Here is a 24163-nt window from a genome sequence, read left to right as displayed (position 1 = left end):
TTTACAGTCCTTGGGTTAATCACATAGAACGGCTGTGGCACAAGTTGCATGAAACCATCACGCGCAATCATCAATGCAGAGGGATGGCCAACCTGCTGGCTCGAGTGAAACACTTCATGGATACCGTGTCTCCTTTCCCGGGGAATGGCTATGGCACAGCAAAAGTGTAGCACTATTAGGATCAGTTATTTAGAAATAAAGGCGTCGTATTGTCAATATTGCTTTCTGCGGAGTCATCAGACTCCGCTTTTAATTATTTAATTCTTAATGAGAGCTGAATTTAATAGAAAGCTGAACCAGGCCTAAATACGTAAATAGAAAACAGACATTGGTGCTTGCAAAATTTTGTTTAAAACAAGAACTGTAAACGATTACATTAATGTGATCGCTATCACCAGATTATTATTTTTTTAGCATTACCATATTCCTGCCACCCATGGTGGATGATTAAAACATACATATGACCATGCCATAAAAAACCACCTCTTTTTATGCAGGTCGAACATGCACGTCAATTTAATATAATAACTATCGAGGATATATTTTGAAAAACTCAATTCGCTACATTGTCGCCGCGTCTTTGTCTATCGCAGCCACCAATGCCATTGCTACTGAGGGATTTGATTTTTGGGGTTATTTCCGTGCCGGTGTGGGGACTGGGGCCGATGGCTCAGCTTCAAATAGCATCGGTGGTTCAGATTTCCAGAAGAACAAGATTGGCCGTCTCGGGAACGAGTTTGATAATTATGCCGAGATTGGCTTGGGGAAGGAGCTGAATAACGACGGCGACAAATCTGTTTATATCCAGACCATGTTCAATATGTGGGATGGTGATGCCGATAGTGTCAGTAATGACTCCCCATTCGGTTGGGAAAACATGAACCTGCAATTGCGGAACTTCATGGGGATGGGGGAGACCTCCTGGGCGGGTATTCGTCAATATAATAAAGGCTATTATATTGATATGAACGATTACTTTTACTGGAACCAGACCAATGTGGGTGCCGGTATAGAGCGGATGAACCTCGGTGCAGGTAAATTCTCAGTAGCGGTATTACATCGTGATTTTGAAAATGAGATCGGCACGGATACCCAGCATAGCAAGCATCAGATCAATGCCAATAATCTGGAATTGACCTATGACTCCCTGCCTCTGTGGGAAGGCGGTAGCCTGGCACTCGGATACAAGTTTTTGAATGCCGATCCGTCGGCTGATCAGGTGGATGAGCCAGGTAGCGGTGAGCATGATTACAGCGATGGTCATGCCTTCATGGTGGAATTGAACCAGGCCGTGGCTGGCACAGGGTTTAACAAGACGGTGCTGCAATATTATGTGGATGGTTCAGCGGCACAAGGGGTGCTCATGGGGGCGGCAGATACCCTCAATGGCAACGTCAAGAGTGGTAGCGGTTACGCGATCCGCAACTACGGCAGCATTCCGTTGGGTGACCGTTGGGATCTGAGCCATGCCATCAACTATGCAGCGGCCGACAGCATTGAGACCTGGGACAACGATCAGCTCGATGCCACCATGTTTGGTGCCTCAGCCAAATTGGCGTATCACTGGTCTGAAATCACTCGCACCTACGCAGAGGTGGGTTATTTCGCCGATGAGAAGACCGAGAATGGTGCGGATTATGATCGCAGTGGTTCCAAGTACACCGTCGCCCAGGCCTGGTCTCTGGGTCGCAACCAGCCGGAACTGCGTCTCTACGCGAGCTATTTCGACAGCGACAACGACAACTGGAGTGACAGCAGCCACGCTTTTGAAGGCGATGACAGTGATGACACCTGGGTGGTTGGAGTGCAGGCCAACGTCTGGTGGTAATGACGTAGTCTCACCTGAAGGCTAGATATGGCGCTTGCCTGGGGCATATCGACAGTGACCAGGCAAGATAAAAGGCAATCAAAAACAAGGGGCTGGCATCTGATGATGCCAGCCCCTTGTTTTATATGGCGTTCCCGACTGGAGTCGAACCAGTGGCCTGTCCCTTAGGAGGGGACCGCTCTATCCTGCTGAGCTACGGGAACCTTGTGGCGGGCATTATACAAGAAGCATTGTGCTTTTAAACCCTTGATTCCTATTCCAATACGGCTAGATCGCCAATTTGGACATTAAACGGCGAATATTTGTTCTGGCTGCTGATGATGGCACCGTCCTCGAACACCTGCACTACCTCGAACAGGCCGTCGGCGGGGTTGCGCATCACCCGGGACTTGCCGTAGGGATCGATGAAGTCGGCGCTGTGCTGGACGCGGAACTGATCCCCAAGCTTGACGCCGTTGCGACGGCCCAGGCTGATGTGGGGGCCGCGTTCGTGCTGGGCCACGATGCGGGCGGTGACGGGGGCGCAGGCGAGCTCGGCGACGATGTCCTGGGCCGCCTCCTTCAACTGGTAGCTCACCTCCTGGCCGTAGCTGGACTGCCAGAACCGGCCATTGTGGCTGCCCACCTGCTCCCGCTTGGAGAAGGTCCAGTTGGCCCGCCCCTGATACTCCTTGCGCCCGAGCAGGCTGCCGTTGATGCCGTCGAACAGGTAGAGCTGCATGCGGAAGTTGCGGATCGGGTCTTCATACCAGCTGGTCAGCTGGTTGCCCTGGGGTTCGAGGGAGAGATCGTCGATGCTGCCGAGCACCAGATACTGGCTGTCGGTTCGCAGGCTCAGGGCCTTGATCTCCTCGAGGGCGCTGCGATCCCCCTGCTGCAGGTGGAGGGGATCGATGCGCAGGTTCTCGTCCAGCCACTGGCGGGCGACCACCCCCTGGGGCGCCGCCGCCAGGGTCTCGAACAGGCGGCGGGAGAGATCCGCCGGCATGTCGTCGAGGGCGCCGGTGCTCGCCTGGTCCGGGTAGCGCATGCGCAGGCGTACCAGCGTCAAATCCTTGGCGTAGTGCTGGGTCTGGCAGATCTGGCGCTCAGCCTGGATGTCGGCCACCAGGGTGATGTACATGCGGCCGTTGCGCACCTCCTCGCGTTTGAGGCGGTACTGGCGGATGTCGCCGCCGGAGCGGATCTGGATCTGCTCCGAGCGCAGGCTGCCGTTCTCCAGGCGCTGGATGCTGGAGACGGAGGCGCCGCTGGCCAGCAGGGCCTGACGCAGCGCATCCCGGGTCGCCTGCTCGCGGGCATAGACCTCGTCGCCCCCCAGGATGGCGGCACTGCCTTGCGCCTCTATGAGCTCGGCGCGGGCCGACAGACTGGCCAGCAACAGGGTTGACAGCAGCACAACTTTCATAACGTACACCTTGAATAGACGAACCCCTCTTGCGCCCCGGGGAGCGGATGAGCGGCTTCATGGACACTGGCCTGGTTTGCACCGGGTGCGCAAATAAAAGCAAGATCCATGCCTTGTTCCGGCGAAAGGGTGTACAGCTCGCCGTATTTCCCGGCTCCATCCTCTTTATTGGCGCCGCCCAAGGCCCTCTGGCGGATCATCGGGCGATCCTTGGCGCATTCCCGTCTCAAGTGTTGGCCGCTGTGACCGATAACAAGTCAGGTGTAGATACAGGAACAGGTATCCATGAACAGAATTATCACGGCGCTGGCGATTGCGCTGGCGCTGGCCGGCTGCGGGTCAGCCGACCCCATCAACCGGGATCAAGGGGATCCCCGGCAGGCGGCCAAGGGGATGGAGCTCAACTGGCTGGTGGCCCGCATGACGGATCAGCTGATGGAGCGAAAGTCTCTCACCACCCTGAGCGAGCCCATCGCCGTCGCCTCCTTCGTCGATCTCGACACCCTGAAGGACACCAACTGGATGGGGTTGCAGATCGAGGAGAGCTTCATCTACGAGCTGAACCGGCGCGGTGAAGTAGTGGTGGACTTCAAGACCACGGGCAGCATTCAAGTGACCCCCAGTGGCGACTTCGTGATGAGCCGCAACTACAAGGATCTCTCCGCCCGGCTGCCCATCTCCCGGATCCTGACCGGCACCTTCAGCCGCAATTCGCAGGGGATCCTGGTCAATGCCCGGATCATCGATCTGCGTACCAAGATGGTGGAGACCACGGCCCAGAGCCTGATCCCGCAACAATATCTGTCCGGCGCCAGCAACTCGTTTGGCCGGGCATCGGTCAACCGGGGTTACCTGATGCGGGGCGGCCAGAGCGCGTCCGGCCATCTGGTCAACCTGACCCCCTGATTTCTGAGGAGTAGACAGCCATGAGAATCGTGCTTGGCCTGATGATGGCCCTCTTGCTGACGGCGTGCAGCGGGAACCGGGTCGTAAACTACGACCAGGGGGAGAAGCCAGATGACTTCCCCGTGCTCAAGGCGGTGGGCTACGCGGTGATCGACATCCAGCCCGGCCCCTCCCAGTCGGAGAAGATGCTGCAGGCGATCCGGGCGTCCAAGATGGATGCCTACCGGGAGCTGGCGGAGCAGCTCAACGGCCAGCAGGTGCGTGGCCAGAGCAGCTACAAGGACCTGACCCAGACCTCCAACTCGCTGGATGTGTCGGTGGCCGGCATGGTGCGCGGTGCCCGTGTGGTGGCGACCTATCCCCGTGGCAACACCTATGCCACCGAGCTGGAGCTCGATACCCGCAACCTCTACCACCTGAACCAGCTGATGGCGGGTCAGTTCTAGCACCAGGAGCGAGACTCCATCCTCTGTCACCCGAGCCTGTCGGCGGGGTACCAACTAGGCGAGCAATGAGCTCGCCTTTTTGTTGTCCGGGGGCGGGGCAGGGGGCAGAAAAGAGAGAGGCGAGCCTGATGCTCGCCTCTTGCCGTTCGGGGGGCTTAGCTGCCCATCAGCACCGGCGGTACCGCGGTCGGCTTGACGTCTTCGCTCGGGTAGCAGCCGAGTACCTTGACGTAGCGGGTGATCTTGGTGAGCTCCAGCAGGGCGGCCTGCATCTCAGGGGTCTGCAGGTTGGCGGAGACATCCAGATAGAACATCTCTTCCCAGGGGTTGCCCTGCACCGGACGGGATTCCAGCTTGGTCATGTTGATCTCGTGGCTGCGCAGCACCAGCAGCGCCTCCACCAGGGAGCCCGGCTTCTGGGAGGTGGACATGATCAGGGTGGTCTTGGCCGGGATCTGCGGCGCCACGTCGATGGGCTTGCGCGCCACCACGATGAAGCGGCTGTAGTTCTCCTTCTGGTTCGCGAGCTGCTCGGCCAGCACGTCCAGCCCATACAGCTCGCCGCCGGCGGCGCTGCCGATGGCCGCCGCATCCGGGCTAGCCAGCTCCTTGACCTTCATCATGGCGCTGGAAGAGGAGTCGCAGATTTCGTGGCGCGCTCCTTCCAGCTTGCTGAGGTAATGGGAGCACTGCTGGAATACTTGGGGATGGGCGTAGAAGGTCTTGATGCGGGACAGCTCGGTGGGCACGGCAGTGAGGATGCAGTGCTCGATGGGGTAGGTCAGCTCACCCACGATGGAGAGGGTGGTGTGCTGCATCACATCGTACACCTCGTTGATGGAGCCCGAGCTGGTGTTCTCTATGGGCAGCACCCCGAAGGCGGCGCGACCCGATTCTACCGTGTCCAGCACCTCGCGGAAGTTCTGGCAGTTCACCTCTATCACCTGATCCTTGTAGCGCGCCAGGTACTTGCGGGCGGCCAGGCTGGAGTAAGAGCCGCGCGGGCCCAGGTAGGCGACGCTGGTCATGGGCTCCTGCTGCTGGGGGTTGAGCAGGCTCTGCAGATAGGCCTGCTGGGAGAGCACGGAGTCTTCGATGATGGTGTGGTAGATGCGGGTGATGTACTGGGCGTCCAGCCCGAGCGCGCGCCCTTTCTGGATCAGGGCAACCAGCAGATCCTGCTCCCGCTGGGTGTCGCGGATGGGACGGGGATTGGCCTGCTTGGCGCGGGCAACCTCGATGCTGAGGGTCTTGCGTTTGGCCAGCAGGGCGAGCAGCTCCTGATCCAACTGGGTGATGTCTTGTCTGATCTCGTCGAGCGTTGCCATGGTGGTTCCCTATCCAAATCTTCTGTGGTGGTTGCTGCAAAAAAAAGCCTCCGCTGGGGGAGGCTCGATTCGTCTTTGCGTTCTGTTCATGCGACGACAGGGCCTTCCCTCATGAGGGCCGGATAAACGAGAACGCAAAGAAGAATGGTGTGTGCATGATGTTGTCCTGAATGTAACGTCATAACCATTAAGGGATTTGGCACGCCGATGCAAGTAAAACTTGCCCCTGTGCATTGAACGGGGCAGGGTAGGTGGTCGGGATCCATGGCCAAATGAGTGCCACACCGGTCCCGTTATTTCTGGTCAATGAGAGGGAGGCGAGAGGATGGCGATTATCTTCGATCTGGGACGGGTGGTGGTGAGCTGGGATCCGGTCGGCATAGTGCGCTCGGTACGAGGATCGGATGGCGCCAAGGCCCTGGCGGAGCGGCTGTTCAACCACCCCGACTGGCTGGAGGTGGACAGAGGCACCCTCTCCCTGCACGCCATGGCGAGTCAGGCCGAGGCGCGCACCGGCTTGTCCATGGCCGAGAACCTCGCCATCCTGCAGGCGGTGCCCGCCTCCTTGCTGCCGGACCCCGCCATGGTGACGCTTATCGAGGCGCTGCACAGTGCCGGTCACCGGCTCTACGCCCTCTCCAACATGGGCCATGCCAGCATCGACTGGCTGGAACAGCATCAGGAGTTCTGGCGCTTCTTCAGCGGCAAGGTGGTGTCGGCCCGGGTGCGGATGATCAAGCCCGAGCCCGACATCTACCGTTATCTGCTGGTGTCGTTCGACCTCAAGGCTGGGGAGTGCCTCTTTATCGACGACAGCCCGGCCAACGTGGCGGCGGCCCAGGCGCTCGGCTTGCAGGGCATGGTGTTCACCGATGCTGCTGCGTGCCGCCGGCAGCTGGTCGAGCAAGGATGGTTGCCCGCCTGAAAGGGGACGGGCCCTGTGTTGTGCCCGAAGAAAAGGGATCTGATGTGCATTCAGAGCGAATAAAGTACTGCTTTGTCCCTGCCGTTTAAGTGTCTATTCAGCTTTCACGCCGCAAAATAACATCCTATTCACCATCCGGAGCGTTGTTATGGATGCCAATGTAGTCGCGCTGAATCGGGGATACGATCAGAACTTTCAGGCCAGGGAACAGAGGCTCATCAGCACCCTGGCAGGATATGGCGAACTGCTTGTCTCCTTCTCCGGCCGGTTGGAGTCCTGCTACAGCATGGACCTGTGCCGGGCCAGCGGGGTCCGCTTTCGGGCCATCACCCTGGACAACCCGACCCTCAGCCGCAAGGCGGTGGCCCGGGCCAAGCGCTACTGCCAGCACTACGGCATAGCGCATCAGGTGATCAAGACCGACGAGATGATCTTCAGCGTGCACCTCGGTCACCTCGCCGAGGTGATGGATCCGGTACGCTACCTCTGCCAGCAGCTCGAGCACGGCGATGGCCCCCCGCTTCTGATGTCGGCCTCGGTGGAGGAGATGCAGGAGTATCTGCGGCGTTTCGACAGCGTGCCGGCCAATACGCTGTGGCTCTTTGCCGAGCAGGGCATGACCAACCGTGACTTTCGCTATGGCTTCCACAAGCGCCAGCTGGCCCTGTGGGGGGCGGGGGGAGAGGCTTGCCTGAGTCAGCGCTTCTCCGATATTGAGTCACTGGACCGGCGCCACTTGCGCATGGTCGACATGGCGGAGCAGATGTTGTTCGACATGGGGCTGGATGGAGCCCAGGTCTTCTTCCATACCCTGGCGGACAGGGTCACTACCCTGGCCAGGATCAGGGTGCCCCAGCGCATGCGGGCCCTGGTCTTCGACATGCAGCCGAACATTCAGAAGGCGCTCCAGAGCGCCCAGTTCGATCTGGTGACCCTGGATCTGGTCTCGGGCGAAGATCCTCAACTGCTGGTCATCTGATCCCGGGCCCGGCCCGTAACGTGAGTCGGGTCATAGGCAAGGGCAGCCCGACTCTTTATACTGCTCCCTCTGCATCCCTATCGAGTCATGTGCCCATGAAACCCTTGTCCAGACTGCTGCTTGCCCTCTGCCTCTCCCCAATGCTGGCCCAGGCTGCGCCCCTGACCCAGGTCACCCTGGCCGATGGCCGTCAGGTGCAGCTCAACGACGACTTCACCTGGGAATACCTGCTGGTCAAGCCCGCCGAGACGGTGGCCGGCAAGACGGTGACGGCGAGCGTGGCGGCGCCGGTGCTGACCGAGCAGGCCCTGGCCAATCCCGACCTGCTTGCCCAGGCGACCCGGGACGGCATCACGGTGACCCTGAACCAGGTGGAGGGCGAGGATCCGCTGCGTCTGCAGTTCGTGGTGAGCAACACCGGCAGCCGCAACGTGGTGCGGGTCAACGGCAGCCTGACCCTGTTCAGCGCCGAGGGCGTGCAGCTCTCGACCCAGCCGGTGCGTTTCTGGGTCGGGGAGAATCGCCTGCCGGAATCCTATCTGCGCAAGGGCGAGCAGCGCCCCTCGCGCGCCATCGAACTGCCCCGTCCGGCCAATCTGACCGGCAAGCCGCTGGTGCGGGTGCAGATCGACGAAGTGGAATTCCGCTAGGATCGGGGCGGGGACGGGCAGGCCCGTCCCCCGTGGAGTGTTGCTCCGGTAACCGTCAGCAACATCTGCTTACATCTGCCATGGTTTGGCAACAGCTTGCCGCTCGGCGACTCCCCCTTTGCCCGTCACAATGGCTCCATTCCCGTTAGGTTCCGCCTAACGCAACAATCGGAGTCAACAAAATGCAAAAGCTCGCACTGTCTGTTCTGGTTCTGGCCGGTCTCTCTTCCACTTCCGTGCTGGCGCAAGATGCGTTCAGCTATGCCAAGGGATCCGCCACCTGGGCACACACCAAGTCCGACTACGTCGGTGGCAAGGACAGCAACAACCGCGATTTCGGTGGTCTGAGCCTGGATCTCTCCAAGAGCTTCGGCTCCAACGTCTACGGCCGACTCGGCAGCGAATACACCTCTCGCAACAGCGGCAACGACAGCATGGCCATCTCCAATCTGGGGATGGGGGTGTTCACTCCCCTCAGCACCGGCCTGAACCTGTACGGTGAAGCGGGTCTGATGGGCTACAGCATGGAGCGTGAGCTCACCTCCAACGTGAACGACAGCGGCTGGGACAACATCACCCGCAAGCAGAGCGGCAGCCTGTACGGTGAAGTGGGCCTGCGCTACGACATCGGTGCCGTCGAGCTCTCCACTGGCTATCGTTACGCCAACATGACCGACGACATGCACGACTTCAAGGCGGGTGCCGCCTACAAGGTGAGCCAGAACCTGGCCCTCACCGCCGATTACACCTATCGCAACTGGGATCTGCAGAAAGGATCCATCAGCAGCCTGGGTGTGAAATACAGCTTCTGATTTCCCTGTCTGTCGCAACGTCCATTTTGCCCATGACCCCGGTCATGGGCTTTTTCATTTTCCGGTGATCCTGTTTTTGCTCTTGTGTCGTATCGGTCGGCAATAGTTATACAACTTTCATTTTTTTGTATAACTGCTATAACTGAGTCAATGCTTATACAAGGGGTGCAATCATGTACAAGATCAAGGTCGGTATCAGTGCCTGTCTGCTGGGCCAGGAAGTGCGGTTCGACGGGGGCCACAAGCGTTCCAGCTTCTGCGAGCGGGATCTTGGCGCTCACTTCGAGTATCACCCGGTCTGCCCCGAGATGGCCATCGGCCTCGGTGCCCCCCGTGCCGCCATCCGGCTGGTCAAGCGCCACGGAGAGGTGCGCGCCGAGGCGAGCAACGGCAGCTTCGACGTCACCGACAAGCTTATCGCCTTCAGCGAGCAGAAGGCGAGTCAGCTCGACTTCCTCTCCGGCTACATCCTCTGCGCCAAGTCTCCCAGTTGCGGCATGGAGCGGGTACGCATCTATGGTGCCAACAACGAGGGGAGTGCCAAGGAGGGGATTGGTCTCTTTGCCAAAGCCTTGATGGAGGCCAACCCCCTGCTGCCGGTGGAGGAAGACGGCCGCCTGTGCGATCCCATACTGCGGGAGAACTTCGTGCTGCGGGTCTTCGCCTATCACGACTGGCAGCAGCTCTGTGCTCGCGGGATCACCGCCGCCGCCCTCATCCGGTTCCATTCGCGCTACAAATATCTGGTGCTCTCCCACGCCACTACCCACTACCGCACCCTCGGCAAGCTGCTCGGCAACCTCGGCAAGGCCAACCTGCAGGAGGTGGCGGACAGCTACATCAAGGGCCTGATGGCGGCCCTGACCCTGCGTGCCAACCGTCGCAGCCACACCAATGTGCTGATGCACCTGCAGGGTTATTTCAAGCGGGTGCTGACCCCGGCCCAGAAGCAGGAGCTCTGCGATACCATCGACAAGTACCGCACCGGCGTCTTCCCGCTGCTGGTACCACTCACCCTGATCCGCCACTACTTGCGGGAATACCCCAATGCCTATTTGTCCGAGCAGGTCTATCTCAATCCTCATCCCGATACGCTCAAGTTGCGTTACGGGCTCTGAATTCGTTTGTGCCCCGACGCAGCCTCTGGGCTCGGGGCGTCCATACCCTGTTGAATGGAAGTCACCATGTCAGATGTACCACAAGATGATGCCGCCAAGCCGGACGAGGGGATCTACCCCATCCGCGAGGTCTCCCGCCTCACCGGGGTCAATGCCGTCACCCTGCGTGCCTGGCAGCGCCGCTACGGGCTGGTGCAGCCCGCCCGTACCGACAAGGGGCATCGCCTCTACAGCGAGCAGGATATCCGCCAGATAGGCGAGATCCTGAGCTGGCTGGAGCGGGGGGTGAGCATAGGGCAGGTGAAGGGGCTGTTGAGCGAACCTCAGTCCCAGCCGGTGAGCGATCACTGGCAGCAGACCTTGGAGCAGTTCAGTCAGGCGCTGCTCGCCTTCAACCAGCGCAAGGCGGAGGCCGAGCTCAATGATCTGCTGGCGAGCTACCCGTTCGAGCTGGTGCGCAGCCGGGTGCTGCAGCCGTTGGTGGAGCAGCTGCTCGGCCTGTGGCGCGAGCGGCCGGATGGCGAGCTGCTGCAACAAGTGTGGCTGGGCTGGCTCCACACCCGTTTCGCCCGCCACCTCATCGAGCAGGAGAAGGGGCTGCCGGTCACCCTGGCTAGCTGGGGCCAGGTAGGTCCCCTGGATTTGGTCTGGGCGGCCTACGAGCTGATAGGTCAGGGCTATGAGGTGCAACTGCTGGGGGCGGTGGAGCCGCGCCACGTCGCCCTGCTGGAGGGGCGGGCCGCCACTCCCTGGCTGGTGCTGCTGGGGGCTGGGCTCGGCAAACCGGCGCTGGCCGCCGACTGGCCTGCCGGTACCCGGCTCTTTGGCGAGCTGGGGCGACTCTATGACGGTGACTGGCTGGCCGCTCACGGCTGGCGGGCGACCCTGGCCGAGGTGATGGCGGACAAGCCTGCCGCGCGCGGCTTGAGCGGGCGCGGGGGCAAGAAATCATGAGGCTGGTCTGGTTTCGCAATGACTTGCGCCTGGCCGACAACCCGGCCTTGCGTCATGGCTGCGCTGATGAGGAGCCGGTCGCTGCGCTGTTCATCATCTCCCCCACCCAGTGGCGGCAGCACAAGATAGCCCCCATCCGTCAGCGCTTCATGTTGGCCCAGGTCGATGCGCTGGGCCGCGAGCTGGCGGCCCTCGGCATAGGGCTTCATCTACTGCGGGTCGAGACCTTTGCCGAGGTGCCCGCGGCGCTGGCTGACCTCTGCCGCGAACTCGGCGTCACCCGGCTCTACGCCAACCAGGCCATCGAACTTGACGAGCAGCGCCGGGACCATGGCGTCACCGCCGGGCTGGCAGAGCAGGAGGTGAGCTGCCACTGGCTCAACGGCTGTTGCGTGCTGCCCCCTGGGCGGGTACTGACCGGCGGTCGAGAGATGTTCAAGGTCTTCACCCCCTTCAGCCGCGCCTGGCTCAAGGCGCTGGATGAGGATGGTTTCGTCATCCACAGAGCCCCGGCACCGCGGGGCGAGCCATTGCAGTGGCAACCGCTGGCCGAGCGGGTTTTTGTCGATGAGATGCTCGGCGAGCTGACCCCGGATCCCCGCTGGCCGGTAGGGGAGGCCGAAGCCCTGCGGCGGTTGCACGCCTTCCTAGAGCAGGCGGTGCTGGACTATGGCGAGACCCGGGATTTTCCGGCGCTGGCGGGTACCTCCATCCTCTCCCCCTATCTGGCGGCGGGCATCGTCAGCCCCCGTCAGTGCGTGGCGGCCTTGCAGCAGCGACTCGGCGCCCGGCCCCAGTCCAAGGCGCAGCCAGGTTTCGTCTGGCTCAATGAACTCATCTGGCGCGAGTTCTATCGCCACCTGCTGGTACTGATCCCGACCCTCTCGATGAATCGCCCTTTCAAGCCAGAGACGGTGGCCCTGCCCTGGAGCTGGGATCCGGATGCCTTTGCCGCCTGGTGCGAGGGGCGTACCGGCTACCCCATCGTCGACGCCGCCATGCGCTGCCTCAACGCCACCGGCTGGATGCACAACCGGCTGCGAATGATAGTGGCGAGCTTCCTGACCAAGGATCTGCACATCCACTGGCGGCTCGGGGAGGATTACTTCATGAGCCAGCTCATCGACGGGGATCTGGCGGCCAACAATGGCGGCTGGCAATGGGCTGCGGGAACGGGCGCCGATGCGGCCCCCTACTTTCGGGTGTTCAACCCCACGACCCAGGGACAACGATTTGATCCACAAGGGGAGTTTATCCGTACCTGGGTAACTGAGCTTGCCGATGTGCCTGCCGCCTATGTGCACCAGCCCCACGACTGGCTGCGGCTCAAGGGACGGCAGGATTACCCGGCGCCCATGGTGGATCATGCCGTTGCACGGGTGAGGGCCATCGAGATGTTCCGTGACCTGGAGAAGACATGACATGAACGACGCGCTGGCCCATTTCATCGTGCTTTATCTGCAACTGGACAAGCATCAGTTGCACCGTCTGCCTGAGATTTATGCCGATCAGGTGGTGTTTATCGATCCGGCCCACCGCATCGAGGGGCTGGCCGCGCTCACCCGCTATTTTTCCTCTCTCTATGAGCGGCTCAAGGAGTGCAGGTTCGAGATCACCAGCCAGCAGTTGCAGGGCAATGAGGCTTGGCTTGGCTGGGTCATGACCTTCGTCCATCCCCGGATTGCCGGTGGGCGGCCGGTGCGGGTGGAGGGGGCCACCCGGCTGCAATTCGATGCCTGGGGCAAGGTCTGCCTGCACCGGGATTACTTCGATCTCGGCGCCATGCTGTACGAACAATTGCCGCTGCTGGGCCCCGTGGTGCGCGCCATCAAGGGGAGGCTGGGCACATGAGCGGGCGGGTACTGATCACCGGGGCCACCTCCGGCATAGGTCGCCAGCTGGCGCTTGATTACCGGCGCTCTGGCTGGCAGGTGTGGGGTTGTGGCCGCGATGGTGAACGGCTGCAGGCCTTGGCCGATGAGGGGATCATTCCCCTGCAGTTCGATGGACGGGACAGCGCCGCCATGGCCGTGATTGCCGCCGATCTGCCCGCGCTGGATCTGCTGATCCTCAACGCCGGCAACTGCGAATACATGGATCTGGCCGAGGGATTTGATGGTGCCCTCTTTGCCCGGGTCATCGAAACCAACCTCATCGCCACCGGCCACGCCCTGGCCGCCTTCCTGCCGCGGCTGGTGTCCGGGTCGCGGCTCGCCATCGTCGGCTCCTCGGTGAGCTGGTTGCCGCTGCCAAGGACCGAGGCCTATGGCGCCTCCAAGGCGGCCCTCGACTATCTGGCCGCCACCCTGCGCCTCGATCTCGCGACCCGGGGCATAGGGGTGACCCTGATCCGTCCGGGTTTCGTGCAGACGCCGCTCACCGCGAAAAATGATTTTCCCATGCCTTGTCTGGTGACGGTGGAGGAGGCGTCCCGCGCCATCATGAGCGGGCTGGCCGCCGGTCATCATCAGATCCACTTCCCCCGTCGCTTCATCTGGTTGCTGCGTCTGCTTGGCGCACTGCCGACGGGGCTCTGGCTGCGCCTCGGTCGCACCCTCATCTCGAAAGGATCCCCTTCATGAAGAAAAAGATCGCCATCATAGGTTCCGGGATCTCGGGACTCAGCGCCGGTTTTCTGCTCCACAAGTTGCACGACATCACCTTGTTCGAGGCGGCCCCCGTGCTCGGCGGACATACCGCCACAGTGGATGTCAGCCTGGCCGGTCGCAGCTATGCCATCGATACCGGTTTTATCGTGTTCAACGACCGTACCTACCCGAATTTCCTGAAATTGCTGGAGCGGATCGGGGTGGCGCGCCAGCCCACCGAGATGAGCTTCTCGGTCAAGAGCCCCCAGGGGCTGGAGTACAACGGCCACAACCTGGACACCCTGTTTGCCCAACGCAGCAACCTGCTGAGCCCGCGTTTTTACCGTTTCGTGGCCGAGATCCTGCGTTTCAACCGGGAGGCCCGCGCCTGGCTGGCGGACCGCGGGCGCCGCGGGGATGGCAGCGAACCGACCCTGGGGGATTTTCTGCTGCTGGGGGAGTTCAGCGACTACTTCGCCCGCCACTACATCCTGCCCATGGGGGCGGCCATCTGGTCTTCCACCCTGGCGGACATGCGCGCCTTTCCGCTGGGTTTCTTCCTGCGTTTCTTTGCCAACCACGGCCTGCTCGATGTGGCAAACCGCCCTCAATGGTACGTCATTCCGGGCGGCTCGCGGGAGTACCTGGGCCCCCTCACGTCGGGCTGGATGTCGCGGATCCGGCTGGCCTGTCCGGTGCTGGCGGTCCGGCGCTCGGCCGAGGGGGTGCTTGTCCAGAGCGGCTATGGGGAGGAGCACTTTGACGAGGTGATCCTCGCCTGTCACAGCGATCAGGCGCTGGCCCTGTTGGCCGATGCAAGCGAGCGGGAGCATGCCATTCTCGGCGCCATGGCCTATCAGGCCAACGATGTCTGGTTGCACACCGATGTGAACTGCCTGCCGGCCCGGCCAAAAGCCTGGGCCAGCTGGAACTATCAGCTCGGGGATGACGACGAGGCGCGCCCCCTGGTGAGCTACAACATGAACATCTTGCAGGGGATTAGCTCGCCGCAACCCTTCTGCGTCAGCCTCAACCCCCAGGGCCGGGTGGACGAAAGCAAGGTGCTGCGCCGCTTCGTCTACCACCATCCTGTCTTCAATCAGGCCTCCATCGCCGCCCAGCAGCGGCGAGCCGAGATCTGCGGCCGGCAGCACACCCATTTCTGCGGCGCTTACTGGTACAACGGCTTTCACGAGGACGGGGTGCGCAGCGCCCTGGATGTGGCCAGTCGCTTCGGAGCCAACCTATGAAGGCCGCCGGCGACACCATCAGCGCCATCTGGCAGGGTTCGGTGCGCCACCGCCGCTTTGCGCCGCGCAACCACGCCTTCTCGTACGGCCTCTTCATGCTGGGGCTGGATCTGGACGAGCTGCCGAGCCTCAGCCAGGGGCGCTGGTTCGGCGTGGAGAGGGCCGGGTTGCTCTCCTTTCATCGCAATGACTATCTCAAAGGCAGCGAAGGGAGCCTCAAGCTGGCGGTGTGGGACAAGGTGACCGCCCTTGGCGGTGACGCCGAGCCGGACGGTCGGGTGCTGCTGCTCGGCAATGTGCGCTGCCTGGGGTTCTACTTCAGCCCGGTCAACTTCTACTTCTGCTACCGGGAGGAGGAGGCGCGTTACCTGCTGGCGGAGGTGTCGAACACTCCCTGGAACGAGCGTCACTACTACCTGCTGGATCTGGCGGCCCTGGCACCCCACGACAAGGACTTTCACGTCTCCCCCTTCATGGGGCTGGCCATGCGTTACCACTGGCGCATTCGCCCGCCCGAAGAGGAGACGCTGATCCATATCGAGAGTCATCCCAGGTCAGGCGAGGCCAAGCTGTTCGATGCCACCCTGGCGCTGCGTCGCGAACCGCTGTCGCGCCAGGGGCTGGTGGCCCTGCTCGCCCGCTGGCCCTGGATGACCCTCAAGGTGCTGCTCGGGATCTACTGGCAGGCCCTGCGTCTTTTTATCAAACGCACCCCCATCTTCAGCCACCCGGAGAGCCGCTGATGAAGCCGACATTCTCGCGTATTTCAGCTTCCAGTCGTTGTCCGCAACCCATGATGCGGGTTTGTATCAAACGAACCTCTTTTATCTTCATCCATCCGGAGAGCCGCTAATGGAACTTGCTCAATCAACCCTCTCTGCCTCTTTCATCGACAAGGGGGCCAGGCAACTGCTGCTCACTCTGCTGGGACGTCTCGAACAGGGTCAACTGCTGCTGCGTGACGGCAGCGAGCGTCACAGCTTCGGGGTGGCGGGCACCGATCTCCATGCCGAGGTGATAGTGCAGGATCCTGCCTTCTATCGTCGTCTGCTGCTGGGGGGCAGCATAGCCGCCGGTGAGACCTGGGTGGAGGGACTCTGGACCAGCCCGGATCCGGTGGCCCTGGTGCGGCTGCTGGCGCGCAACCTGACGCTGCTCGACACCCTGGAGCGGCGGCTCGGTTGGCTCAGCTTCCCCTTCAATAAGGTGCGCCACTGGCTCAATCGAAACACCCTGACCGGGTCGAGATCCAATATCGCCGCCCACTATGATCTCGGCAATACCCTCTATCAGGGCTTTCTCGACAGCCACATGCAGTATTCGAGCGCCATCTACCCGAGCGCCGAGGCCAGCCTGGAGCAGGGGCAGCAGGCCAAGCTGCGCACCATCTGCGAGCGGCTCGAGCTGGGACCGGAGGATCACCTGCTGGAGATAGGCACCGGCTGGGGCGGCCTGGCGGTCTATGCCGCCCGTCACTACGGCTGCCGGGTGACCACCACCACCATCTCCCAGGCCCAGCACGACTATGCGAAGGCGTGGATTGCGCGGGAGGGGCTGGAGGATCGTATCACCCTGCTGCTGGAGGATTACCGCAAGCTGGAGGGGAGCTTCGACAAGCTGGTCTCCATCGAGATGATCGAGGCGGTGGGGCACGCCTTCCTGCCGGACTACTTCCGCCAGCTGTCACGCCTGCTCAGACCCGGGGGCCGCCTGCTGATCCAGGCCATCACCATCGCCGATCAGCGCCATGCCCAGTATGTGCGCGGTGTCGATTTCATCCAGCGCTACATCTTCCCCGGCGGCTGCCTGCCGAGCGTCTCCCAGATGGCAGGACTGCTCGCCCGGGAGACCGACATGCAACTGGTGCGGCTGCATGATCACGGCCACCACTATGCCCGCACCCTGGCCCACTGGTGCGAACGCTTCCTGGCGCTGGCCCCCGAGCTGCCAAGGCTTGGCTACAGCCAGGACTTCATCCGGCTGTGGCACTTCTATTTTGCCTATTGCGAGGGGGGCTTCTGGGAGCGGGCCATCAGCCTGGTGCAGCTGGAGGCGGCCAAGCCGGGCCCGCTCGGCTGGTCCGGTGATCTGCCAGTGAGCGGTCACTGACCGTGTGGCAGTGGGCACACCTGCTGGGGTTCAACCTCTATTGGTTGCTGGCGGTGAAATGGCAGCAACCGGGCCCGCTGCTGCTGATGCTGTTGCTTCATTTCCTCTTCTCCCCGACGCCCAGATCGGACCTTCGGCTGCTTGCCGTTGCGCTCGCGGGCTGTCTGCTCGACGGTCTGCTCTGGCGGCTCGGCCTGTTCCAGTTTCCGGCCGGTTTCCCGCTCTGGCTGTTGCTGCTCTGGTGCGGTTTTGCCCTGACCCTCTCCCACGGTCTGCGCTGGCTTCGGCCCTTGCCCCGCTGGCAGCAGGCGCTGTTTGGCATGGTGGGGGGGGCGAGCTCCTATGTGGCGGGTGCTGCCATGGGGGCCGTACACTTACCCTGGGGCATCTGGATCAGCACGGCGCTGCTGGCGGTGATCTGGATGGGGTGGTTACCCGTACTGCTGTGGGTAACGGTGACGCTGGAGGGTGAATCGAGATGAACACCTTTTCGACCGACGCCTTGTTGTTTTCCAAGTGGACCAGGGATGGCCAGTGCGAGCTGGCAGAGCGTTTCTACCTGGTGGTTGCATGCCAACGCGATGCCCAGGGTCAACTGGCGAGCGTGGTGATGCAGGATATCAATACCCTGCAGGAACAGGAGATGGACTGGCATGAACTGGAAGACCCCGCCCATTGGCACATGGGGTGGAATTAGCACCTTGCTGGTGGCGCTGACGCTGCTTTTTGCCATTGCTGTACAGGCCTCTTCTGCCCCCTGGCAACAACTGCGCCCGGTCGGACAGGGGGAGATGAGCTGGCTCTGGTTCAAGCTCTATGACGCCACTCTCTACAGCGCGAGCGGTCGCTACGAGCCTGGTCGCTATCCGCAGGCCCTGACCCTGACCTATGCCAGAGCCATAGAGAGAGAGGATTTGCTCAGTGCCACCGCCGCCGAGTGGCAGCGGCTAGGGCTCGGCAGCGAGGGAGATCGCCAGCGCTGGCTCGGCCGGCTCGCCGCCCTCTGGCCCGACGTGGGGGCTGGGGACAGACTCACCTTCTATGTGGACAGTGCGGGAGTCGGCCACTTCTGGTGGCAGGACAAGCCCCTCGGTTCCCTTGCCGATCCGCATTTTTCAGCCGCCTTTCTGGCCATCTGGCTCGCCGACAACAGTCGCGATCCCGTCCTTACCCGCCGCCTGCGCGGCCAACCCTAATACTGGAGTTCCTCATGACCTTCCATCGCACATGGCGCCTTCTGCTGCTGTGGCCACTGCTGTTGCTGACTGGTTGTGGCGCCAGCCTCGATGACTATAGAGGGCAGGGTCCGAACTGGGATCTCGCCCGTTTCTTCAATGGCAAGCTGGTGGCCCATGGCCTGGTGACGGACCGTAGCGGCGAAGTGACCAGTCGCTTTCGGGTCGAGATGCAGGGGCGCTGGCGAGAGGGCAAGGGGGAGTTGTTCGAGCAGTTCTATTTCGATGACGGCCGCCAGCAGACCCGCACCTGGTTTTTGAGCAAGGGAGCGGATGGCCACTGGCGCGGCACCGCCTCGGACGTGGTGGGGGAGGCGGTAGGCAAGACGGCAGGCTTTGCCCTGAACTGGCGCTATCAACTCGATCTGGCCCTGCCGGATGGGGAGGTGGTGCGGGTGAGCTTCGATGACTGGATGTATTTGCTGGATGAAGATCGCCTGATCAATCGCGCCGCGATCAGCAAGTTCGGCATTCACCTCGGCGAGGTGATCCTCTATATCGAGCGGCTTGAGCGATGAGAGCGGGTGTTTTTCCTGCTGACGATAGCCATTCGCTATCAATGGACAAGGCAGAAGCAATTGTCCTTTGAGTCTGTGCGGGGATATGCTGACTCCGTTCCCGATAATGTTTACCACCTGGAGGTGAATGATGAAGAGCCCCATTGGTCTTGATACCGTTCAATCACAAGCCCTGGCCGCCGAGCTGAACAAGTTGCTGGCCAGCTACCAGATCCTCTACATGAACGTCCGTGGCTTCCACTGGAACATCCGCGGCAACCAGTTCTTCGAACTTCACCTGAAATTCGAGGAGATCTACAACGATCTGCTGTTGAAAGTCGATGCCCTGGCCGAGCGTATCCTCACCCTGGATGGGGTGCCCCTGCACAGCTTCAGCGACTACATCAAGGTCTCAGCCATCCCCGAGCAGAAGGGGCTGCACGACGGTCGCGCCTGTGTCGAGTCCCTGCTGGAGAGTTTCCGCGAGCTGCTGGTGGCTCAGCGCCGTATCCTGGGCCAGGCCGCCGACGCCGGTGACGAGGGTACCGCTTCCATCCTCTCCGACTATGTGCAGCAGCAGGAAAAACTGGTCTGGATGCTGCGCGCCTACCTGGCCTGATAGAGTGCAGGGCCGGATGCCCCTGACCAGGCGCCGGTCCGACCGTTGCGTTGTCCCTTGTTGTTGCAAACCTGAGTTGTCTTTGATGTTATCCACCCGCTTGCCGCCCTGTTTGGGCGGCTTTTTTGTTTTTGATCTGCATCAATGAAACCTTAATTGGTAAATTGAATGCCTATTAAGTTTTGAGTCGGGGGAATAGAATCGCCACAAAACAAGCAACTGAAATGTCCAATTAGGAGAGGCATGATGTTTTGTGTGCAATGTGAACAGACAATTCGTACCCCCGCAGGCAATGGCTGCGCGTATGCACAAGGTATGTGCGGCAAGACGGCCGAGACCTCGGATCTGCAGGATGTGCTGATTTATACGCTGCAAGGCCTCAGTGCCTGGGCGCTGGCGGCCCGTGAGCACGACATCGTCGATGACGAGATCGACGCTTTCGTGCCCAAGGCCTTCTTCGCCACCCTCACCAACGTCAACTTTGACTCCGCGCGCATCGTCGACTACGTCAACCAGGCGCTGGCCTATCGGCAGCAACTGGCCGACCGTCTGGCCGCGCTGGCGGTGCAGCTTGCCGAGCTGCCTGCCGCCGCCCGCTTCGAGCCGGGTGTCGAGCTGCTGGAACAGCTGGCCCATGCGCCCCAGACCGCGGTCAACCGAGGCAAGAGCGAAGTCAATGAAGACATCATGGGACTGCGCCTGCTCTGCCTCTACGGGCTCAAGGGGGCAGCCGCCTACATGGAGCACGCCCGGGTACTGGACCAGCAAGACAGCGCCGTGGCCGCCGAATTCCACCGCATCATGAGCTGGCTCGGCACGGATCCGAGCGATCTGGATCCCCTGTTCAAGTGCGCCATGGACATCGGCCTGCTCAACTTCAAGATCATGGAGATGCTGGATCTCGGTGAAACCACGGCCTTCGGCCACCCGGAACCGACTCAGGTGCGCGTCACCCCGGTGCCGGGCAAGTGCATCCTGGTCTCTGGCCACGACATGGTGGATCTCAAGCTGATCCTGGAACAGACCGCAGGCACCGGCATCAACGTCTACACCCACGGTGAGATGCTGCCGGCCCTGGCTTATCCCTTCTTCAAGCAGTATCCGCACCTGGTGGGCAACTACGGTTCCGCGTGGCAGAACCAGCAGAAGGAGTTTGCGAACTTCCCGGGCGCCGTGGTGATGACCTCCAACTGCATCATCGACCCGAACGTGGGCAACTACTCGGATCGCATCTTCACCCGCTCCATCGTCGGCTGGCCGGGGGTGACCCATCTGGAAGGAGAGGACTTCTCTGCCGTTATCGCCAAGGCCCAGGCGCTGGAAGGCTTCAAGCACGTTGAGCTCGAGCATTTCATCACCATCGGCTTTGCTCGCAACGCCCTGATGCAGGCGGCCCCTGCGGTGATCGACAAGGTCAAGGCTGGCGAGATCAGCCACTTCTTCCTGGTGGGGGGCTGTGACGGCGACCGTGCCGAGCGCGCCTACTACACCGAGTTCGCCAAGGCGATCCCGCAGGACAGCCTGCTGCTCACCCTGGGCTGCGGCAAATACAAGTTCAACAAGCTCGACTTTGGCGATATCGGCGGCATCCCGCGTCTGCTGGACGTGGGCCAGTGCAACGATGCCTACTCCGCCATCCAGCTGGCATTGGCGCTTTCCGAGGCGTTCGAGTGCGGTGTCAACGATCTGCCGCTGACCCTGGTGCTCTCCTGGTTCGAGCAAAAAGCCATCGTCATCCTGCTCACCCTGCTGGCACTCGGCGTGAAGGACATTCGCACCGGCCCGACCGCTCCGGCCTTCCTCACCCCGGCCCTGCTCAAGGTGCTGGAGGAGCAGTTCGGTCTCAAGGGAACCACGACCGCAGAGGCGGATCTCGCCGAGATCCTGGAGGCCTGATCCGGGTTCAGCCCAAGATGTTGTAAGCCTTTGGCGAGCCCCCCGGCTCGCCTTTTTTTCACAAAGATGTCTTTCAAAAAGAGGAGCCTTGCGATGATCTCCACCTCTCTGACCTTGCGCTGCATTGGCCGTCGTGCGGACACTCACGACGTGACAAGCTGGCAGTTTGTCGCCACCGAGGGCGCTCTGCCTGCCGTGCTGGCCGGCCAGTGTGTGACCCTGCACACCGAGATTGACGGCAAGCCCCAGTGCCGCGCCTATACCCTCTCTTCCAGCCCACAGGATCCTTTCTGGCAAGTCACCATCAAGGACGTGGGGCTGGTCTCCCATCATCTGCACCAAACCTTGCAACTGGGGGACGAGATCCGGGTTGACGGCCCCTTCGGCGACTTCAATCTGGCGGTGCTCCCCTGCGAGCGGCCGCTGCTGCTCAGCGCCGGCTCCGGCATCACCCCTATGTGGGCCATGTTGCGGGACGAGCTGGCCAAACGGCCGGACGCAGATATCCGCTTCATCCACAGCGCCCGCTCGCCGGAGGATGTGATCTTCGCAAGCGACCAGGCCACACTGGCCGAGGCCCATGCGGGCGTGCGCCATGCGCTGGTATTGGAACAGGCGCCGGCGGCTTATCCCTGGGTTGGCCGGCTCACGCCCGCCATGCTGAGGGAATTGGCACCAGATCTGCTCGCGCGCCACGTCTATCTGTGCGGCCCGGCCCCTTACATGGCGGCGGTCTGCACCATGCTGGCGGAGCTGGGGCTGCCGGCGGAGCAATTGCATCAGGAGTCGTTCGGCCTGCCTGCTGGAACATCGAGAACGGCGCCAGTTGAGGCCGGCAGCGACCACTTCTGGCTGACCCTCAAAAAGAGCGGCAAGAAGGTGAAGATACTGCCGGGCCAGACCCTGCTGGCTGCGCTGGAGGGGGCGGGAGAAACCATGGTGGCCGCCTGCCGCGCCGGTGTGTGCGGGGCCTGCCGCTGCACCACGGAAGGGGAGATCGAGCGTCAGAGCGTGATGACGCTGAGTGCGCAGGATCTGGAGAGCGGCGTCGCGCTGGCCTGCTCCTGCACCATCAGAGGGGATGTCAGCGTCGATTACTGAGGGGCGTCATTGGTATCCCGAGCTTTTCCCGAGCGGGTCGTGCGGGTAGACTCTGACCCAGTTTCAGCAAAGCACGGGATAAAAAATGACAATTCTGGTTACGGGCGGTGCCGGCTATATCGGCTCCCACACCTTGGTTGAGCTGCTGGGTACCGGGCAGCAGGTGGTAGTACTGGACAACCTCTCCAACTCCTCCCCCGAATCTCTCAGGCGGGTCGAGCAGATCACCGGCAAGGCGATCACCTTCGTTAAGGGGGACATTCTGGACAGGGCATGCCTGGAGCGGCTGTTCGCCGCCCACAAGATTGAGTCTGTGATCCACTTCGCCGGTCTCAAGGCGGTGGGGGAGTCCGCCCAGATCCCGCTCACCTACTACCAGAACAACGTGACCGGTACCCTGGTGTTGTGCGAGGAGATGGCAAAAGCCGGCGTGTTCCGTCTGGTGTTCAGCTCTTCGGCGACCGTCTATGGCGATCCCGCTTCGGTGCCCTTGCGGGAAGATTTCCCCACCGGCGCCACCAACCCCTATGGTCGCTCCAAGCTGATGGTGGAAGAGATTCTGCGGGATCTTGCCAAGTCCGATCCCCGCTGGGCCATAGTGCTGCTGCGCTACTTCAACCCGGTCGGTGCCCACGAGAGTGGCCTCATTGGCGAAGATCCCAACGGCATTCCCAACAACCTGCTGCCCTACATCAGCCAGGTCGGTGTCGGCAAGCTCAAGGAACTGGGGGTGTTTGGCAACGACTACCCGACGCCGGACGGCACCGGCGTGCGCGACTACATCCACGTGGTGGATCTCGCCATCGGTCACCTCAAGGCGCTGGCACGCATCGAGGGCGACACCGGGGTCTTTACCTACAACCTGGGCACCGGTCAGGGCTACTCGGTACTGGAGATGGTCAAGGCATTCGAAGCCGCCAGCGGCTGCCCCATTCCCTACCAGATCAAGCCCCGTCGCCCAGGCGACATCGCCGAGTGCTGGGCCGAACCCACCCTGGCCCGGGACGAGCTGGGCTGGCAGGCGGAGCGCGGGCTCGAGCAGATGATGGTGGACACCTGGCGCTGGCAAAGCAACAACCCCAACGGCTATCAGGCCTGAGGGACTGGAGCCTGAATAGCAAAACGCCCCGGCATCGCATGCCGGGGCGTTTTTTTGTGGGCGAAGAGCGGGTTACTGAATGCTCTTGCCAGCCCGCACATCCTTGACGATGGCCTTCAGGCTCGCCAGATCCCGTGGCGCACCGCGCAGGATCTGGTCGCCGATGATGAACCCCGGGGTCCCCGAGATGCTCATGGCCTCGGCCAGGGCACGGTTGGTACCAAGGTTCTGATCGATGCTGCCATCCTTGATCTTGGCCTCGACTTTGCTCCAGTCCACCCCGGCGGACTTGGCGATGGCTTGCACCTGGGCCTCGTCGGCCAGCGACCCTTGATGGGCGTACAGCTTGTCGTGGAAGGCCTGGAACTTGTCGGGCTGGCCGAGCTGCACCGCCAACGCCGCGCGGGCGGCGTAG

At 61.8% G+C, this 24163-nt stretch carries 26 protein-coding genes, 1 tRNA gene, 1 pseudogene and 1 other annotated feature; of the genes and pseudogenes, 24 read left to right on the top strand and 4 right to left on the bottom strand.

All coding sequences use genetic code 11. The annotated features are described in order from the left end of the window. A pseudogene (locus BN1127_RS22235) lies at positions 1-170 on the top strand (IS630 family transposase); the annotation flags it as partial. A 374-nt stretch (positions 171-544) separates the two neighbouring features. Next, positions 545-1828 (top strand): carbohydrate porin, encoded by a 1284-nt coding sequence (locus BN1127_RS18005; protein ID WP_197069661.1) that lies wholly within the window; start codon positions 545-547, stop codon positions 1826-1828. 126 nt (positions 1829-1954) lie between these two features. Here BN1127_RS18005 and BN1127_RS18000 read toward each other — a convergent pair. Together BN1127_RS18000 and BN1127_RS17995 are read right to left on the bottom strand one after the other, a co-directional pair. Continuing rightward, positions 1955-2031 (bottom strand) — tRNA-Arg (locus BN1127_RS18000). Between the two features lie 50 nt (positions 2032-2081). Further along, positions 2082-3236 carry a flagellar assembly protein FlgT gene (locus BN1127_RS17995; RefSeq protein ID WP_042650351.1) on the bottom strand — a complete coding sequence of 385 codons (1155 nt, stop codon included), beginning with the start codon at positions 3234-3236 and terminating at the stop codon, positions 2082-2084. A gap of 285 nt (positions 3237-3521) precedes the next feature. Here BN1127_RS17995 and BN1127_RS17985 point away from each other — a divergent pair, with 285 nt between their 5' ends. Together BN1127_RS17985 and BN1127_RS17980 are read left to right on the top strand one after the other, a co-directional pair. Continuing rightward, positions 3522-4142 (top strand): FlgO family outer membrane protein, encoded by a 621-nt coding sequence (locus BN1127_RS17985; protein WP_042650349.1) that lies wholly within the window; start codon positions 3522-3524, stop codon positions 4140-4142. A 20-nt stretch (positions 4143-4162) separates the two neighbouring features. Next, positions 4163-4588, top strand: coding sequence for an LPP20 family lipoprotein (locus tag BN1127_RS17980; RefSeq protein ID WP_042650348.1), 426 nt, complete (start codon positions 4163-4165; stop codon positions 4586-4588). Positions 4589-4743: 155 nt separating this feature from the next. Here BN1127_RS17980 and pheA read toward each other — a convergent pair whose 3' ends face one another. Next, entirely contained in the window at positions 4744-5916 is a 1173-nt protein-coding gene (gene pheA, locus BN1127_RS17975) for a prephenate dehydratase (protein WP_025328009.1), read from the bottom strand. A 38-nt stretch (positions 5917-5954) separates the two neighbouring features. Then, positions 5955-6077: a sequence feature (Phe leader region), on the bottom strand. A gap of 164 nt (positions 6078-6241) precedes the next feature. Between pheA and BN1127_RS17970 the strand changes: the two genes are divergently transcribed. From BN1127_RS17970 to galE, 20 genes are all read left to right on the top strand, one after another. Next, positions 6242-6841, top strand: coding sequence for an HAD family hydrolase (locus tag BN1127_RS17970; protein WP_042650347.1), 600 nt, complete (start codon positions 6242-6244; stop codon positions 6839-6841). A gap of 148 nt (positions 6842-6989) precedes the next feature. Beyond that, entirely contained in the window at positions 6990-7820 is an 831-nt protein-coding gene (locus tag BN1127_RS17965; protein WP_042650346.1) for an adenine nucleotide alpha hydrolase family protein, read from the top strand. 95 nt (positions 7821-7915) lie between these two features. Then, positions 7916-8470, top strand: a complete 555-nt coding sequence (locus BN1127_RS17960; protein WP_042650345.1) for a DUF3157 family protein — start codon at positions 7916-7918, stop codon at positions 8468-8470. Between the two features lie 182 nt (positions 8471-8652). Continuing rightward, positions 8653-9282 carry an outer membrane beta-barrel protein gene (locus tag BN1127_RS17955; RefSeq protein ID WP_042650344.1) on the top strand — a complete coding sequence of 210 codons (630 nt, stop codon included), beginning with the start codon at positions 8653-8655 and terminating at the stop codon, positions 9280-9282. A 173-nt stretch (positions 9283-9455) separates the two neighbouring features. Continuing rightward, positions 9456-10400 carry a YbgA family protein gene (locus BN1127_RS17950; RefSeq protein WP_042650343.1) on the top strand — a complete coding sequence of 315 codons (945 nt, stop codon included), beginning with the start codon at positions 9456-9458 and terminating at the stop codon, positions 10398-10400. Positions 10401-10466: 66 nt separating this feature from the next. Further along, positions 10467-11354, top strand: a complete 888-nt coding sequence (locus tag BN1127_RS17945) for a MerR family transcriptional regulator (RefSeq protein ID WP_042650342.1) — start codon at positions 10467-10469, stop codon at positions 11352-11354. Continuing rightward, on the top strand, positions 11351-12775 hold the full coding sequence (gene phrB, locus BN1127_RS17940; protein ID WP_042650341.1) for a deoxyribodipyrimidine photo-lyase: 1425 nt from the start codon (positions 11351-11353) through the stop codon (positions 12773-12775). Before BN1127_RS17945 ends, phrB begins: the two co-directional genes overlap by 4 nt. A gap of 1 nt (position 12776) precedes the next feature. Next, the gene (locus BN1127_RS17935) at positions 12777-13205 is read left to right on the top strand and encodes a nuclear transport factor 2 family protein (protein ID WP_042650340.1); all 429 of its coding nucleotides are present in this window, start codon (positions 12777-12779) and stop codon (positions 13203-13205) included. Beyond that, complete coding sequence (locus tag BN1127_RS17930; RefSeq protein WP_042650339.1) at positions 13202-13936, top strand: SDR family NAD(P)-dependent oxidoreductase; 735 nt, start codon at positions 13202-13204, stop codon at positions 13934-13936. Before BN1127_RS17935 ends, BN1127_RS17930 begins: the two co-directional genes overlap by 4 nt. Beyond that, entirely contained in the window at positions 13933-15192 is a 1260-nt protein-coding gene (locus BN1127_RS17925) for an NAD(P)/FAD-dependent oxidoreductase (RefSeq protein WP_042650338.1), read from the top strand. The genes BN1127_RS17930 and BN1127_RS17925 overlap by 4 nt, the downstream gene beginning before the upstream one ends. After that, on the top strand, positions 15189-15935 hold the full coding sequence (locus BN1127_RS17920) for a DUF1365 domain-containing protein (RefSeq protein ID WP_042650337.1): 747 nt from the start codon (positions 15189-15191) through the stop codon (positions 15933-15935). Before BN1127_RS17925 ends, BN1127_RS17920 begins: the two co-directional genes overlap by 4 nt. Before the next feature lie 109 nt (positions 15936-16044). Beyond that, positions 16045-17301: an SAM-dependent methyltransferase gene (locus BN1127_RS17915; RefSeq protein WP_042650336.1), complete on the top strand. Its 1257-nt coding sequence runs from the start codon at positions 16045-16047 to the stop codon at positions 17299-17301. Between the two features lie 2 nt (positions 17302-17303). Then, positions 17304-17783, top strand: a complete 480-nt coding sequence (locus tag BN1127_RS17910; protein WP_042650335.1) for a DUF2878 domain-containing protein — start codon at positions 17304-17306, stop codon at positions 17781-17783. Beyond that, the gene (locus tag BN1127_RS17905) at positions 17780-17998 is read left to right on the top strand and encodes a TIGR02450 family Trp-rich protein (RefSeq protein ID WP_005332522.1); all 219 of its coding nucleotides are present in this window, start codon (positions 17780-17782) and stop codon (positions 17996-17998) included. Before BN1127_RS17910 ends, BN1127_RS17905 begins: the two co-directional genes overlap by 4 nt. After that, the gene (locus BN1127_RS17900; protein WP_042650334.1) at positions 17955-18497 is read left to right on the top strand and encodes a chalcone isomerase family protein; all 543 of its coding nucleotides are present in this window, start codon (positions 17955-17957) and stop codon (positions 18495-18497) included. The genes BN1127_RS17905 and BN1127_RS17900 overlap by 44 nt, the downstream gene beginning before the upstream one ends. Positions 18498-18511: 14 nt before the next feature. Next, positions 18512-19054 (top strand): DUF3833 domain-containing protein, encoded by a 543-nt coding sequence (locus tag BN1127_RS17895; protein ID WP_042650333.1) that lies wholly within the window; start codon positions 18512-18514, stop codon positions 19052-19054. Between the two features lie 130 nt (positions 19055-19184). Beyond that, positions 19185-19652: a Dps family protein gene (locus BN1127_RS17890; RefSeq protein WP_041206289.1), complete on the top strand. Its 468-nt coding sequence runs from the start codon at positions 19185-19187 to the stop codon at positions 19650-19652. A gap of 246 nt (positions 19653-19898) precedes the next feature. Beyond that, the gene (gene hcp, locus BN1127_RS17885; protein ID WP_042650332.1) at positions 19899-21548 is read left to right on the top strand and encodes a hydroxylamine reductase; all 1650 of its coding nucleotides are present in this window, start codon (positions 19899-19901) and stop codon (positions 21546-21548) included. Positions 21549-21641: 93 nt separating this feature from the next. After that, entirely contained in the window at positions 21642-22649 is a 1008-nt protein-coding gene (locus BN1127_RS17880; RefSeq protein WP_042650331.1) for an FAD-binding oxidoreductase, read from the top strand. Positions 22650-22734: 85 nt separating this feature from the next. Next, a complete protein-coding gene (gene galE / locus BN1127_RS17875; RefSeq protein WP_042650330.1) occupies positions 22735-23748 on the top strand; it encodes a UDP-glucose 4-epimerase GalE in 1014 nt (337 codons plus the stop codon). 72 nt (positions 23749-23820) lie between these two features. On the opposite strand, the gene BN1127_RS17870 is transcribed toward galE, so the two are convergent. Next, the coding region (locus tag BN1127_RS17870; protein WP_042650329.1) for a DsbA family protein at positions 23821-24163 on the bottom strand (343 nt) is incomplete at its 5' end.

Source organism: Aeromonas media, assembly GCF_000819985.1.
Lineage (GTDB): Bacteria > Pseudomonadota > Gammaproteobacteria > Enterobacterales > Aeromonadaceae > Aeromonas > Aeromonas media.
Note: the sequence above shows the minus strand (reverse complement) of the source record. Positions and strands in the feature narration are given on the sequence as shown.